This window comes from Delftia sp. HK171 (genome assembly GCF_001886655.1).
Lineage (GTDB): Bacteria > Pseudomonadota > Gammaproteobacteria > Burkholderiales > Burkholderiaceae_C > Comamonas > Comamonas acidovorans.
In genome coordinates, this window is sequence record NZ_CP018101.1 from 5,281,501 (window position 1) to 5,294,601 (window position 13,101).

11 protein-coding genes are annotated in these 13,101 nt (G+C 68.8%); 4 read left to right on the forward strand and 7 right to left on the reverse strand.

Annotated elements, in window-relative coordinates; all coding sequences use genetic code 11:
- Positions 1 to 33 precede the first annotated feature (33 nt).
- Positions 34 to 513 carry a CYTH domain-containing protein gene (locus BO996_RS23595; protein ID WP_043819133.1) on the forward strand — a complete coding sequence of 160 codons (480 nt, stop codon included), beginning with the start codon at positions 34 to 36 and terminating at the stop codon, positions 511 to 513.
- A gap of 85 nt (positions 514 to 598) precedes the next feature.
- On the opposite strand, the gene BO996_RS23600 is transcribed toward BO996_RS23595, so the two are convergent.
- On the reverse strand, positions 599 to 1,105 hold the full coding sequence (locus BO996_RS23600; protein ID WP_071956546.1) for a GNAT family N-acetyltransferase: 507 nt from the start codon (positions 1,103 to 1,105) through the stop codon (positions 599 to 601).
- A 41-nt stretch (positions 1,106 to 1,146) separates the two neighbouring features.
- Positions 1,147 to 2,655: a MocR-like pyridoxine biosynthesis transcription factor PdxR gene (gene pdxR / locus BO996_RS23605; protein WP_071956547.1), complete on the reverse strand. Its 1,509-nt coding sequence runs from the start codon at positions 2,653 to 2,655 to the stop codon at positions 1,147 to 1,149.
- Positions 2,656 to 2,800: 145 nt separating this feature from the next.
- Here pdxR and gabT point away from each other — a divergent pair, with 145 nt between their 5' ends.
- The 3 genes from gabT to BO996_RS23620 all read left to right on the forward strand — a co-directional run bounded on the left by gabT (position 2,801) and on the right by BO996_RS23620 (position 6,704).
- Positions 2,801 to 4,111, forward strand: a complete 1,311-nt coding sequence (gene gabT / locus BO996_RS23610; RefSeq protein ID WP_071956548.1) for a 4-aminobutyrate--2-oxoglutarate transaminase — start codon at positions 2,801 to 2,803, stop codon at positions 4,109 to 4,111.
- Between the two features lie 30 nt (positions 4,112 to 4,141).
- Positions 4,142 to 5,599, forward strand: coding sequence for an NAD-dependent succinate-semialdehyde dehydrogenase (locus BO996_RS23615; RefSeq protein ID WP_013801147.1), 1,458 nt, complete (start codon positions 4,142 to 4,144; stop codon positions 5,597 to 5,599).
- 127 nt (positions 5,600 to 5,726) lie between these two features.
- A complete protein-coding gene (locus tag BO996_RS23620; RefSeq protein ID WP_071956549.1) occupies positions 5,727 to 6,704 on the forward strand; it encodes a ketopantoate reductase family protein in 978 nt (325 codons plus the stop codon).
- On the opposite strand, the gene BO996_RS23625 is transcribed toward BO996_RS23620, so the two are convergent.
- The 5 genes from BO996_RS23625 to BO996_RS23645 all read right to left on the reverse strand — a co-directional run bounded on the left by BO996_RS23625 (position 6,692) and on the right by BO996_RS23645 (position 13,085).
- Positions 6,692 to 8,872, reverse strand: coding sequence for a TonB-dependent receptor domain-containing protein (locus tag BO996_RS23625; protein WP_071956550.1), 2,181 nt, complete (start codon positions 8,870 to 8,872; stop codon positions 6,692 to 6,694). The genes BO996_RS23620 and BO996_RS23625 overlap by 13 nt on opposite strands.
- 211 nt (positions 8,873 to 9,083) lie before the next feature.
- On the reverse strand, positions 9,084 to 10,469 hold the full coding sequence (locus BO996_RS23630) for a sulfite reductase subunit alpha (protein WP_071956551.1): 1,386 nt from the start codon (positions 10,467 to 10,469) through the stop codon (positions 9,084 to 9,086).
- Positions 10,470 to 10,514: 45 nt separating this feature from the next.
- Entirely contained in the window at positions 10,515 to 11,591 is a 1,077-nt protein-coding gene (locus BO996_RS23635) for an FAD:protein FMN transferase (RefSeq protein WP_071957201.1), read from the reverse strand.
- 47 nt (positions 11,592 to 11,638) lie between these two features.
- Positions 11,639 to 12,457, reverse strand: coding sequence for a DUF4198 domain-containing protein (locus BO996_RS23640; protein WP_071956552.1), 819 nt, complete (start codon positions 12,455 to 12,457; stop codon positions 11,639 to 11,641).
- Between the two features lie 100 nt (positions 12,458 to 12,557).
- On the reverse strand, positions 12,558 to 13,085 hold the full coding sequence (locus BO996_RS23645; RefSeq protein ID WP_034396360.1) for a DUF2271 domain-containing protein: 528 nt from the start codon (positions 13,083 to 13,085) through the stop codon (positions 12,558 to 12,560).
- Positions 13,086 to 13,101: the final 16 nt, after the last annotated feature.

Sequence of the window (13,101 nt, forward strand, 5' to 3'; positions counted from 1 at the left end):
TAGACTGCCGCCTTTGTCTGCACGGGCAACAGCATGGCTCTCGAAATCGAACGCAAATACCTGGTGGCCGACCCTGGCATCGTGGCGGGCCTGACCGGCGTGCGCATGGCGCAGGGATACATCGCCGACAACGGCATGTGGGTGCGGGTGCGCATCGCCGGAGACACCGGATTTCTCACGCTCAAGGGCCCGGCACGCGGCATGAGCCGGGCCGAATTCGAATACCGGATCCCGCTGGCCGATGCCGAGACGCTGCTGGCCCAGCACTGCGCGCATGGCGCCATCGACAAGGTGCGCTACATCGTGCCGGTGGACGGCTTCGACTTCGAGGTCGATGTGTTCGAAGGCCCCCTGGCCGGCCTGGTCACGGCCGAGATCGAACTGGCGAGCGAGGATATCCAGCCGCCATCGCCCGCCTGGCTGGGCGCGGAGGTCACCTCCGACCTGCGCTACAGCAATTCGCAACTGGCCAAGACCCGGCAGTTGCCCTCACCGGCCCTGCTGCCGGGTTGACGCAGGACGGCCCTGTGGACGCCCCGGGGCTATAGGGACTGACTGCCGGGACTGACTGCCGGAACTGCCTGCGCCGTGCAGCGGTTCAGCCGCCGGCGCGGTCCAGGGCCATGGCCTGCACCTGCAATCCGGAGCCCTCGCGCAGCGGCTGCAGACCGCCCTGCGCCCGGAAGCCGTGCGCCAAATACAGCCGCATGGCGGGAGAGTCTGCTGCGGTCACGCCCAGCCGCACACGCCGCATGCTCATCTGCCAGGCCCAGGCGACGGCCTGCGCCAGCAGCGCCTGGCCCGCGCCCCGGCCACGCGCGGCAGGATCGACCCACATCTGAAAGAGGTCGGCCACGCCGGGCTCATCGGCACACAGCTTGCACCAGACCAGGCCGCAGGCCTGTTCGCCGTTGACAGCGAAGAGCAGCCTGTCCCTGCCCCCGGCAGCAGCGGCCTGCAGCCGTGCAGCCCAGTCCGCGTCAGCCCTTGCAGCCTCTGCCGCCCAGGTGCTGCCGAAGGCGTCGGGGGCGTCGCGCAGGGCACGCAGGCGGATATCGCGGTACTGCGGCCATTCATGGGGGTCAAGGGGGCGGATGGAGATCATGGAGCCTTCTGCGTCAGACGAAGGGGTTGGGAAAGAGAACCTCAGCCCCGGCCATGCCGGGCTGCGAGCACCGCCAGCATACGGAAGAAGGCGGCACCGATCTCCTCCTCGCAGACGCAGGCGTATCCCAGCAGCAGGCCGCGCCGCTTGTGCGGGCCTGCGTAATAGCGCGACAGCGGCTTGACGAAGATGCCCGCCTGCCGGAGATCCTCGGCAAGCGCCACATCGTCGTCCTGGCCCGGCAGCTGCATCACGAAATGCAGGCCTGCGCTGCTTTCCACCCAGGGCAGGTGGTCGGCGCCCAGGTAGCGCTCGATCAGGGACAGCAGCATGCGGCGGCGCTTGCCGTAGAGCAGGCGCATCTTGCGGATGTGGGCGGCGTAGTGGCCTTCGGTGATCAACTCGGCAATCACCTGCTGAGGCAGCTGGTGCCCTTCGCGGTACAGCTCGGAATGGATGCGCCGCAGGGGCTCGGCCAGGGCCGGTGGCAGCACCATGTAGCCCATGCGCAGCCCCGGATAGAGGGTTTTGCTGAAGGTGCCTATGTAGATCACGGGCGCACCTTCCTCCATGCCCTGCATGCTGGGCACGGGACTGCCGGAGAAGCGGAATTCGCTGTCGTAGTCGTCCTCCACGATCCAGGCGCCCACGCGGCGTGCATAGGCAATCAGCGCACGGCGCCGGGCCATGCTCATGACGGCGCCCAAGGGATATTGGTGCGATGGCGTGACGAAGATCAGCCGGGGCGCGGGCAGGCCTTCGGGCAGTTGCATGCCCTCCTCGTCCACGGGCACGCTGTGCAGGTGCAGCCCGTGCTGCATGCGCAGCACGTTGGCAATGCCCCAGTAGCCGGGCTCCTCCATCCACACGCAGTCGCCGGGATCGGCAAGGCTGCGCACCACCAGATCGATGGCCTGGTGCACGCCTTCGGTGATCAGCACCTGGCCCGGCCCGCAGTCCACCGAGCGCGCCACGCGCAGGTGCTCGGCCAGGGCCTGCTTGAGCGCCTCCACGCCGCCGCGCGTGCCGTAGGTCAGCAGTTGCGGCCCGGCGTGGCGCAGCAGGCGGTTGTGGATGCGCGCATAGGTGGCGCGCGGAAATTCGGTCACATCGGGCACGCCGGGCATGAAGGCGCCCCATTGCTGCTCGGAGGCCTGGGCCGTTTTCAGCAGGGCCTGCGCCTGTGCAGACAGGCCGCCGCCCGGTGCGGGCGCCGTGGCGGTGGCGCGGCGTGCGGGCGCACGCCCGCCGCTCAGCAGCACGGCCGCAGGCAGGGTGTCCACCACATGCGTGCCCCGCCCCACCTGGCTGCGCACATAGCCCTCCACCTGCAGCTGCTCGTAGGCGTGGTTGACGGTATTGCGCGACACGCCCAGCTCGCGCGCCAGGTCACGCGAGGCAGGCAGACGGCTGCGCGGCAACAGGGCCCCGCTGTCTATGGCCTGGCGGATGGCCAGGTACAGGCCCCGGTTGAGATGGGTGCGGTCGCCGCCCAGCCCGCGCCAGTCCATCTGGAGGATGAGATCCGCGCACACGGAGGGTTTTGCCATGCCTGCCTTGGTGGAGTGAGGATAGAGGTGGAGGTGGAGGCGCTCTCAATTGGCACCACCATCTTTTCAAAAGATGGCTCCACTCATGGAACCAATGGCCACTATAACGGGAAGCCTTGCATCCCCATCAACGGAGAACCCTCTCATGTCCAGCGCCACCGCCTCTTCCCCGAACCAGCAACTCCAGAACCGGCGCAACGCCGCCATGCCGCGCGGCGTGGGCGTGATGTGCGGCTTCCATGCCGTGCAGGCCGACAACGCCCTGCTGACCGATGCCGAGGGCCGGCAGTACATCGATTTCGCGGCCGGCATTGCCGTGCTCAACACGGGCCACCGCCATCCGCGCGTGGTCCAGGCCGTGCAGCAGCAACTGGAGCGCTTCACGCACACGGCCTTCCAGATCGTTCCCTACGAAAGCGCGATTGCGCTGGCCGAGCGCATCAATGCGCTGGCGCCCATCGCCGGCCCGGCCAAGACCGCCTTCTTCACCACGGGCGCCGAGGCCGTGGAGAACGCCGTCAAGATCGCGCGCCATGCCACGGGCCGCTCGGCCGTGATCGCCTTCCAGGGCGCCTTCCATGGCCGCACCCAGCTGGGCATGGCACTGACGGGCAAGGTGGCACCCTACAAGCAGGGCTTCGGCCCCATGCCGGGCGAAGTCTTCCACGCGCCCTTCCCCAGCGAGCAGGCCGGCGTGAGCGTGCAGCAGTCGCTGGACGCCATTGCCATGCTGCTCAAGACCTCGGTGGACCCGCAGCGCGTGGCCGCCATCATCGTGGAGCCCGTCCAGGGCGAAGGGGGCTTCCACCCCGTGCCTGCCGCCCTGTTCACCGGCCTGCGCCAGCTGTGCGACCAGCACGGCATGCTGCTGATCGCCGACGAGGTGCAGACCGGCTTCGCTCGCACGGGCAAGCTGTTCGCCATGGAGCACTACGGCGTGCAGCCCGACCTGATCACCATGGCCAAGAGCCTGGGCGGCGGCCTGCCGATCTCGGGCGTGGTGGGCCGCGCGGCCGTCATGGACGCACCCCACCCCGGCGGCCTGGGCGGCACCTATGCCGCCAACCCGCTGGCCGTGGCCGCGGCCCATGCCGTGCTCGACGTGATCGATGAAGAACGGCTGTGCGAGCGCGCCCACGCACTGGGCAACCAGCTGCGCGCGCGCCTGCAAGCCCTGCAGGCGCAGGATGCCGGCATTGCCGACGTGCGCGGACTGGGCTCGATGCTGGCCGTGGAGTTCCGCCTTCCCGGCAGCGGCGAGCCCGACGCGCAGCGCGTGGCCGCCGTCGTCCGGCACGCGCAGGAGCAGGGCCTGCTGCTGCTGACCTGCGGCCTGTACGGCAACGCCATCCGCTTTCTCTATCCGCTGACGATTCCACAGCCGCTGTTCGCCAGGGCCCTGGACATCATCGACAGCGCCATCACCCAGAGCGCGTCCCAGCCAGTCGCCGCCTGAATCCCCATCCCAGCCACACCCTGCCGCACCATGAGTCTTTCACTGCAACGCCCCGATCTGTTCCGCCAGGCCTGCCTGCTCGCCGAGGGCTGGCGAGCCGTGGGCTCCGGCCCCGCCATCGACGTCTTCAACCCCGCCACGGGCGAGCGCCTGGGCCAGGTGCCTGCCCTGCAGGCCGGCGAGACCGAAGCCGCCATTGCCGCCGCACAGCGCGCCCTGCCCGCCTGGGCCGCGCTGACGGGCAAGCAGCGCGCAGGCATCCTGCGCCGCTGGTTCGACCTGATGCTGGCGCACCAGGACGATCTGGCGCGGCTGATGACCCTGGAGCAGGGCAAGCCCCTGGCCGAGGCACGCGGCGAGATCGCCTACGCGGCCTCCTTCATCGAATGGTTTGCCGAGGAAGGCAAGCGCGTGGACGGAGAACTGCTGCAGTCGCCCACGGCCGGCCAGCAACTGCTGACGCTGCGCGAGCCCATTGGCGTGTGCGCCGCCATCACGCCCTGGAACTTCCCGGCCGCCATGATCACGCGCAAGGCCGGCCCGGCGCTGGCCGCCGGCTGCACCATGCTGGTCAAGCCGGCCGAAAGCACACCCTTCACGGCCCTGGCCCTGGCCGTGCTGGCCGAGGAGGCCGGCATTCCCGCCGGCGTCTTCCAGGTGCTGACCGGCCACCCGCAGGACATCGGCCAGGCGCTGACCCAAAGCCCCGTGGTGCGCAAGCTCAGCTTCACGGGCTCCACGGCCACCGGGCGGCTGCTGATGCGCCAGTGCAGCGACACGGTCAAGAAGCTGTCGCTGGAGCTGGGCGGCAATGCGCCGTTGATCGTGTTTGACGATGCCGATATCGACCAGGCCGTGGCCGGCATCCTGGCCTCCAAGTTCCGCAACGCGGGCCAGACCTGCGTATGCGCCAACCGCATCTATGTGCACGACCGCATCCATGACGAACTGGCCCGCCGCCTGGCGCGGGCCATGGCGGAGTTCAAGGTCGGCAACGGCCTGGAGCCCGGCGTGACGCATGGCCCGCTGATCAACGAGGCCGCCGTGCAGAAGGTGGAAAGCCATGTGGCCGACGCGCTGTCCAAGGGCGCACGCCTGCTGGCCGGTGGCAGGCGCCCGGTGCCGGGCAAGCTGTTCTTCGAGCCCACGCTGCTGGCCGATGTGAACGACAGCATGCGGGTTTGCGAGGAGGAAACCTTCGGCCCGCTGGCGCCGCTGTTCCGCTTCCATGACGAGGACGAAGTAGTGCGCCGCGCCAACGACACCATCTACGGCCTGGCCGCCTATCTGTTCACCAACGACAACCGCCGCATCTGGCGCGTATCGCGTGCGCTGGAGTACGGCATGGTGGGCATCAATACCGGCCTGATCTCCAACGAGGTCGCGCCCTTCGGCGGCGTCAAGCAGTCCGGCCTGGGCCGCGAGGGCTCGCGCCACGGCATCGAGGAATACCTGGAAACCAAGTACCTGTGCCTGCAGACGGCATGAGCACGGTATGAGCACGGCATGAGGACGGCCTGAAGTCCGCAGTGCCTCCCGGCAGGGAAGACAGCATGGGCCCTTGACGGCAGCCTGGCTAGACTGGGCGCCATCAAAGGCCTATCCGATTCGCACCATGGACGCTTCTTCCGCCAGCCCCTCCTCCCCCACCGCGCCGCTGCGCATCGCCGTCATGGGCGCAGGCGCCGTGGGCTGTTATTTCGGCGCACTGCTGGCCCGCGCCGGCCACCAGGTCACGCTGATTGGCCGTCCCGCCCATGTGCAGGCCGTGCAGCAGCATGGCCTGCGGCTGGAGACGGCGGCACTGGACATCCAGGTGCCCATGCAGGCATCGACCGAGGCCAGCGCCGTGCGCGATGCCGATGTGGTGATGTTCTGCGTCAAGTCCACGGCCACCGAGGAAGCGGCCCGCGAGATGCAGCCGCACCTGGCGCCGGGCGCCCTGGTGCTGACCATGCAAAACGGCGTGGACAACGACGAGCGCGTGCGCGCCGTGCTGGGCCCGTCCGTTGCCGTGGCGGCCGCCGTGGTCTATGTGGCCACGGCCATGGCCGGTCCCGGCCATGTGCGCCACTTCGGGCGTGGCGAACTGGTCATCGCGCCCTCTGCACTCAGCGAACAGGTGGCCCTGCAATTTGGCGCGGCGGGCATTGCCGTGCAGTTATCGCCCGATGTGCGCGGCGCGCTGTGGGCCAAGTTGGTGATCAACTGCGCCTACAACGCGCTGTCGGCGCTGTGCCAGCTGCCCTACGGCCCGCTGGTGCAGGCGCCCGGCGTGGCGCACGTGGTGGACGACGTGGTGGCCGAATGCCTGGCCGTGGCCAGGGCCGACGGCGTGGCCCTGCCCGGCGACGTGCCCGCTGCCGTGCGGGGCCTGCCGGCCACCATGCCGGGCCAGTTCTCATCCACCGCCCAGGATCTGGCGCTGGGCAAGCCCAGCGAAATCGACCACCTGAACGGCTATGTGGTGCGGCGCGGCGAGGCCCTGGGCGTGCCCGTGCCGCTGAACCGCACGCTGCAGGTGCTGGTCAGGCTGGCCCCGTCACGCGTGCAGGCCAGCCAGGCGCCCCGGAACCCGCCTCAGAACTCGTAGTTGGCGGACACCCACAGGCGGCGGCCTTCCTGGTTGTTCGCGTAGCGGTTGCCAAAGATCACGGTACCCTGGACCTGGCCCGGTACGTTGTAGGGCTGGTAGTCCACGAAATCCTTGTTGAACAGGTTGTAGATGGCCGCGTTGATGGTGAACTGCTTGCTCACGCGGTAGCTGCCACCCAGGTGGAACTGGGTATAGGCCTTGTAGTTGCCCAGCGCGGCCTTGGCGGCCTGGGAGCTGGCGCTGGTGCCGGGGTCGCGGAAGCGTTCGCTGCGGTATTCGGCACGCAGCCACAGGTTCCACTGGGCACCCGGCTCCCAGTTCAGGCGGGCGTTGAGCGCATGCTTGGGCGTGTCGCTCAGCGGGTTGCCCCGGTTGGGGCCGCTCTTTTGCTCGCTCTTGGTGAAGGTGTAGTTGGCGCTGGCGTTCCAGCCCTGGGCCAGCGGCATGCGCGCACTCAGCTCCAGGCCGCGCGTGACGGCCTCGTCCACGTTGATGGACTGGCCGAAGGCATCCACCAGGGGCCAGTTGCCGAAGCTCACGCAGCCGGGGCGGTTGGGCGCTGCCGCAAAGTCGCAGTTGATCAGGCCCGGGCCGCTGGTGATCTTGTCCTTGAACTCGTTGTTGAACACCGTGGCGCTGCCTGCAAAGCCCGTGGGGCTGTCGAAATAGACGCCCAGTTCGGTGGTGCGGCTGGTTTCGGGCTTGAGGTTGGGGCTGCCCACCAGCGGCAGGCGGCCCTGCTGGCCGAAGCCGTTGATGCCGGGCGCCAGCTGCTCCACACGCGGCGTCTTGTAGCCGTTGCTGATGCCGCCCTTCACGGTCCACTGCGGCGCGGCATTCCACACGCCGTAGATGCGCGGGCTGAGCTTGCCGCCGAAGAGACTGTGGCGGTCATAGCGCGCGCCCATGGTGAGCTTGAAGGCGTCGGTCAGGCTCCATTCGTCCTCGGCAAACAGGGCCTTCTGCGTGAAGGCGAACTTGTTCGGCGCCACGCCGTCCTTCATCTCGGCATCCCACCACTGGCCGCCCAGCGTGGTCAGGTGGGCACCCCAGGGCAGGACCAGCTTGCTGTCCAGCACCTTGCTTTCCACCTCCAGCGTGCGCGCAGCGCCCGGTGTCGCGCCCGGCGTTCCCGGGGGAACGGTGCGGCCCATGGTTTCGGTGCGGTTGACCATGAAGCTGGTGTCCCAGGTTCCGAAGCCAAAGCGGCCCGTGTGCGCCAGCGTGAGCTGGTCGCGGTTGTATTTCTGCTCGGGGCCGTAGCCGCCCTGCAGCCCCAGCGTGCCGAGCTGGCCGCGCGAGTTGTCATAGGTCTGGCGGCCCGAGTCCAGGTCCAGCGTGATGTCGTGGTACCTGTTGGGCGTGAGCGCCAGGCGCAGGCCCAGGTTGTTGATCTCGGACTTGACAGGGTTGCCGCCCATGAGGGGAACGGCGGGCTGGCCGTTGGCGCCCGCATAGGTGATGTCCGAAGCGGCCCGGCGCTGCGTGCTGCCGCGGATCGACAGGCCCAGCAGGTCCTGCTTGATGGGGCCGCTCAGGTAGAACTTGCCGGATTTGATGTCGCCGAACTCCGACTCTTCCTGCAGCGTGTAGTCGGCGCTGACGCTGCCCGTCCAGGTCTTGCCGACCTTGCGGGTGATGATGTTGATCACGCCGCCCATGGCGTCGGAGCCGTAGAGCGTGGACATGGGGCCGCGGATGACCTCGATGCGCTCGATGGCGCCGATGGGCGGCATGAAGCTGGTCTGCGTCTCGCCAAAGCCGTTGGGCGTGACGTTGCCGGCCGAGTTCTGGCGGCGGCCGTCGATGAGCACCAGCGTGTAGTCGCTGGGCATGCCGCGGATGCTGATGTTCATGCCGCCGGTCTTGCCTGCGGGGGCGCCCACGTCGATGCCTTCCACGCTTTCCAGCGCGTCGGTCAGGCTGCCGAAGCGCCCCTTGGCCAGTTCCTCACGCGGGATGACGGTGATGGAGGCCGGCGCCTCCTTGATGTCCTGCTCGAAACCCGAGGCGGAGACCACGACTTCGCGCAGCTCCGTGGCGGGCGCGGCATTGCCTGTTGCCGTCTGTGCAGAGACGGCACCCGAAGCGCAGACGGCAGCCACCACAAGGGCCAGATGGGAAGGACGCGACGGAAGAACTCCGCGCAGATCGCGATACGACATGCAAACACTCCAGAAACGGAAAACGGGCTGTGGGGCCCGTGAAACTCGCTTTGAAATGTTTGGTTATGCGATGGGATGGGGATATGTAACGAAATTATATGAACATTGAGAATCATTTCCATTCTCATGATCACAATAGGATTTATCTGTCGTGCCGATGCTACGTTCCTAGGAGCAAACCGGCCCATCTTTGCGCTGGCGCAAGCGGGGTTCAGTACACATCGCGCCGGTATCGGCCGCTGCGCACCAGCAGCTCCATCTGCGCCTCGCCCAACACGGCGTGCAGCGCCTGGTCCACGCCCTGGGCCATGCCCTGCAGGCTGCCGCACACGTAGATGGCTGCGCCCTGCGCCACCCATTGGCGCAAGACATCGCCGGACTGCGCCAGCAGGTCCTGCACATAGGCGCGCGGCGCGCCTTCGCTGCGGTCGCGCGAGAAGGCCAGGTCCAGGCGCTGCAGCACGCTGCCATCGCACCATGCCTGAAGCTCGTCGCCGTACAGCCGGTCGTGCGCCGCATTGCGCTCCCCGAACAGCAGCCAGTTGGGACCCAGGCCCGCCGCAGCACGCGCGCGCAGGTGGCTGCGCAGGCCCGCCAGGCCCGTGCCGTTGCCGATCAGCACCAGCGGGCGCTGCAGGTTGTCTTCCAGTCGGAAATTGCGGTGCGCACGCAGCCTCAGGGTGATGGCTGCCCCCAGGGGGGCGCCCTGAGTGAGCCAGCCCGAGGCCAGGCCCGGCGAGCCATCCTCGCGCCGCGCCTGGCGCACCAGCAGGTGCACGCAGCCATCCTGGGCGATGGAGGCGATGGAGTACTCGCGCGGATGCTGCGGGTCCGCAGGAATGCAGACCTGCGCCAGGTCGCCGGACTCCCACAGCGCGGGCTCCGTTGCAGGGGGCTGCAGCTCGATGTGGAACACCGGCTCGCCTGCGCTGCCCGGGTTCATGTGCCGGCGCGCGGCCAGCGTCCATTCGCTGAAGACCGGCTGCTCCCATGCCGGCATGTCGCCCAGGCTGCTGATCTGGGTCAGCTGGTGCTGCCAGGCGGTCAGCGCCTGCGGCGCGCCGTTGTCCATTTCAATGCGCTCGAACCAGGGCCTGGCGCCACCGGCACGCAGCCAGCTGTCCAGCGCGCGGCCAAAGCCGCAGAACTGCGCGTACTGCCGGTCGCCCAGCGCCAGCAGACCGTATTGCAGATGGGACAGCGGCCGTGCATCGGCCATGGCGTGCGCCAGGAACAGCGCCGCGTTGTCGGGTGGGTCGCCTTCGCCATAGGTGCTGGCGATGAACAGCGCCCTTTGCGTGCGCGCCAGCAGGTCGGCATCCACAGCGTCCAGGGCGCACAGGTGCACGCTTTCTCCGGCCGTGTGCAGCAGCCGGGCGGTTTCGCGCGCCAGTTCCTCGGCCTGGCCGGTCTGGCTGGCATAGGCCACGAGCAGGGGCAGCGCGCCCTCGCGTGCGCTGGTCAGCGCAGCCGCTTCCTGCCGGGCCCGCATGCGCTGGCGGCGCTCGCGCCACCAGACGGCGGCGCACATGGCCGCATAAAGCAGGACCAGCACGGCGGCTGCGAGTACGCGCAGCCCGGTTTCGGACAAGGTCATGGCGGGAACCGGAAATCTACACGGCGGAAAAAGGGAAGGAAACGCTCACGGCAGCAGCGCGGCAAAAGCCGTTGTCATCGCCATGGCAGGGCCTTGGGCAGTGCGCTCGCACAGCAGCGCCGCCACGCCGCGCTGCTCGGCAAAGTCCAGGCCCTCGCGCGGCCCCAGCACGGTGAGCACGGTGGCCAGGGCGTCGGCCTGCATGCATTCGGCATGCAGCACGGTGACGCTGGTCAGGCCATGCGCCACGGGCTCGCCGCTGCGCGGATCGATGGTGTGGGAGTAGCGGCGCCCGCCCTGCTCGAAGGCATGCCAGTGGTCGCCCGAGGTGGCGATGGCCATGTCGCGCAGCGGCAGCGCCAGCGGCGTGGACGGGTCCGCCATGCTGGCCACGGCCACGCGCCAGAGCTGGTTGCCAGGGCGCTGACCGCAGGCCCGCAGCTCGCCTCCCACCTCGACGAGGAAATCGGTATGGCCCAGCGCCTGCAGGCGCTCGGCGACCAGGTCCACCGAATAGCCTTTGGCGATGCCGCTGAAGTCCACATGGACGGCGCCGGGCTGCAGCGCGCGCCGGCCCGCCAGGTCCAGCACGATGCGCTGGTAGCCCACGCGCTCGCGCACCCGCCGCAGCACATCGGCATCGGGGATGCCGGCGCCCTGCGCCTTTTCCGCACGCGGGCCGAAGCCCCACAGATCAACCAGCGGCCCCACGGTAGGGTCCCAGGCGCCGCCGCTGGCCTTTGCCCAATCGAGTGCACAGGCCAGCACGGTGAAGAATTCGGGCGGCAGTGCATGCCAGCTGCCAGGCTCGGCGCGGTTGAAGCGCGAGATGTCGGAGCCGGCTTCCCAGTTGCTCATCTGGCGCACGACCAGGGCCAGCGCAGCCTCTATGGCCTGGCGCGCCTCATCGAGCGGGCGGAAATCCGGGTTGTGCAGGCGCACGCTCCAGGTCGTGCCCATGGCCTCGCCGGTGAGTGTTTGCAGCGCGGCGGGGTCTGCCCGCCGCACCGCCTGCGGCGCGTAGCCGGAGACGGCAAAGGACGCCGCGCCTGTGGGCACAGGCGTGGCAAGGCCCCGGCCTGCGCTGCCCTGCAACAGGGCGGGCGCGAAGCTCACGCGCACGGGCACGGGCACGGGCGCAGACGGAGCCCCGGGTGGGGACGCAAGGCTCAGGGCAGCACCTCGAACGTGCCCACGTAGGACAGGCGGCGCTCCTTGGCCTGGGGCAGCGATGTCTTGCTGTCCTGCGCGTCGGCATCCACCCAGTACATGCCGGCGGTGGGCCATGTCACGCTGAACTCGCCCTTGGCGTCGGTCGTGGCCTTGATCTCGCCCTTGTTGTCGCGGTAGCGCGTGGCGCCGGGCACCAGCACGACTTCCATGTTGGCGGCGGGCTTGCCGTCCACATGGAAGGCGAAGGTGGCCTTCTCGCCCTTCACCAGGTCGTTGGGATGCGTCACGGGCACCAGCTCCAGCCCCTTGCCGGAAGGCTTGACGGCGCTGGGCTTGCCCACGGTCACGAAGGTCTCGATGCGGCCCACGGACTGGGTCACCTTCAGGTCCTGCGCGTCGGCGGGCACATCGGCGGCGAACTTCTCGGGCGAGCCGCGCCAGCGGCGGTTCTGGCCCGTGGCCTTGTCCTTCCAGGAGGCAAACAGGCCGTCGTTGACGATGGCCAGGCGGTAGGTGCCGCTTTGCTGCAGGTCCAGATCGAACACGCTGCGCAGCTTGCCGCGATGGGCATTCTGCGGCGCGACGGCCGAGCCGTCCGGCGCCGAGACAACGAGGTTGTCCAGGCCCAGCGGCACGTGGTTGAAGAAGAACAGGTCGTTGGAGACAGCGGCATCCACCGTGATCCATTCGGCCTTGGACAGCACCGTGGTCGAGGGCAGCAGCCACAGGTTGTGGGCCTGCGCGGCCTGGAAGGCGCCGCAGGCAATGGCGAGGCTGGCAGCCAGACGGACGGCAAAGCGGGTCTTGGACTTCATGAAAAATCTCCTTGGTTCGTGGATGGGTCTGGCACGTGCAGCGATGGCGTCGTCCCCCTCGTGAGGGGGAAGGCGCACAGCGCCTCAGCGGCTTTCAATTTCAAGGCTTGAGCTCGACGCTGATCTCGCCCAGCTCGCTGCTGCCCTTGGCGCTCAGTTGCTCGGCCTTGGCCGCGGGCCACTTGAAGGGCACGGTAACCACTTCGCGGCCGCCGACTTCGCGCGCGGCCTCGACCACGAGCTTGTATTCACCGGGCGGCAGCTTGGCGAAGGGGTTGGCGCCTTCGGTGAAGCTCAGCTGGTGCTTGCCCACGGGACGCGTGGGGCTGGTCACGCCATCGATCGGCAGGGTCAGGTCACGGCCCGTGCGGCGCCACCACTGGCGCATGTCCTTGAGCCACTTCGTGCCTTCGGCATTGCGCATCTTCACGTCGTACCAGACCGACAGCGTGGAGGCCACCGAAGCGTCGGCGCGCTCGATCCACACGGCCACGTAGGGGCGGTGGTATTCGGCGACATCCAGGCGCGGAATTTCCACGCCCACGTTCAGGCCGGCGGCAAAGACCGGGACCGCGCCCAGGCAGGCGCCAAGCGCCATGGTGTAGCGCAGAGAGAAGTGCGGATTCATTGGCAAGGCTCTTTCG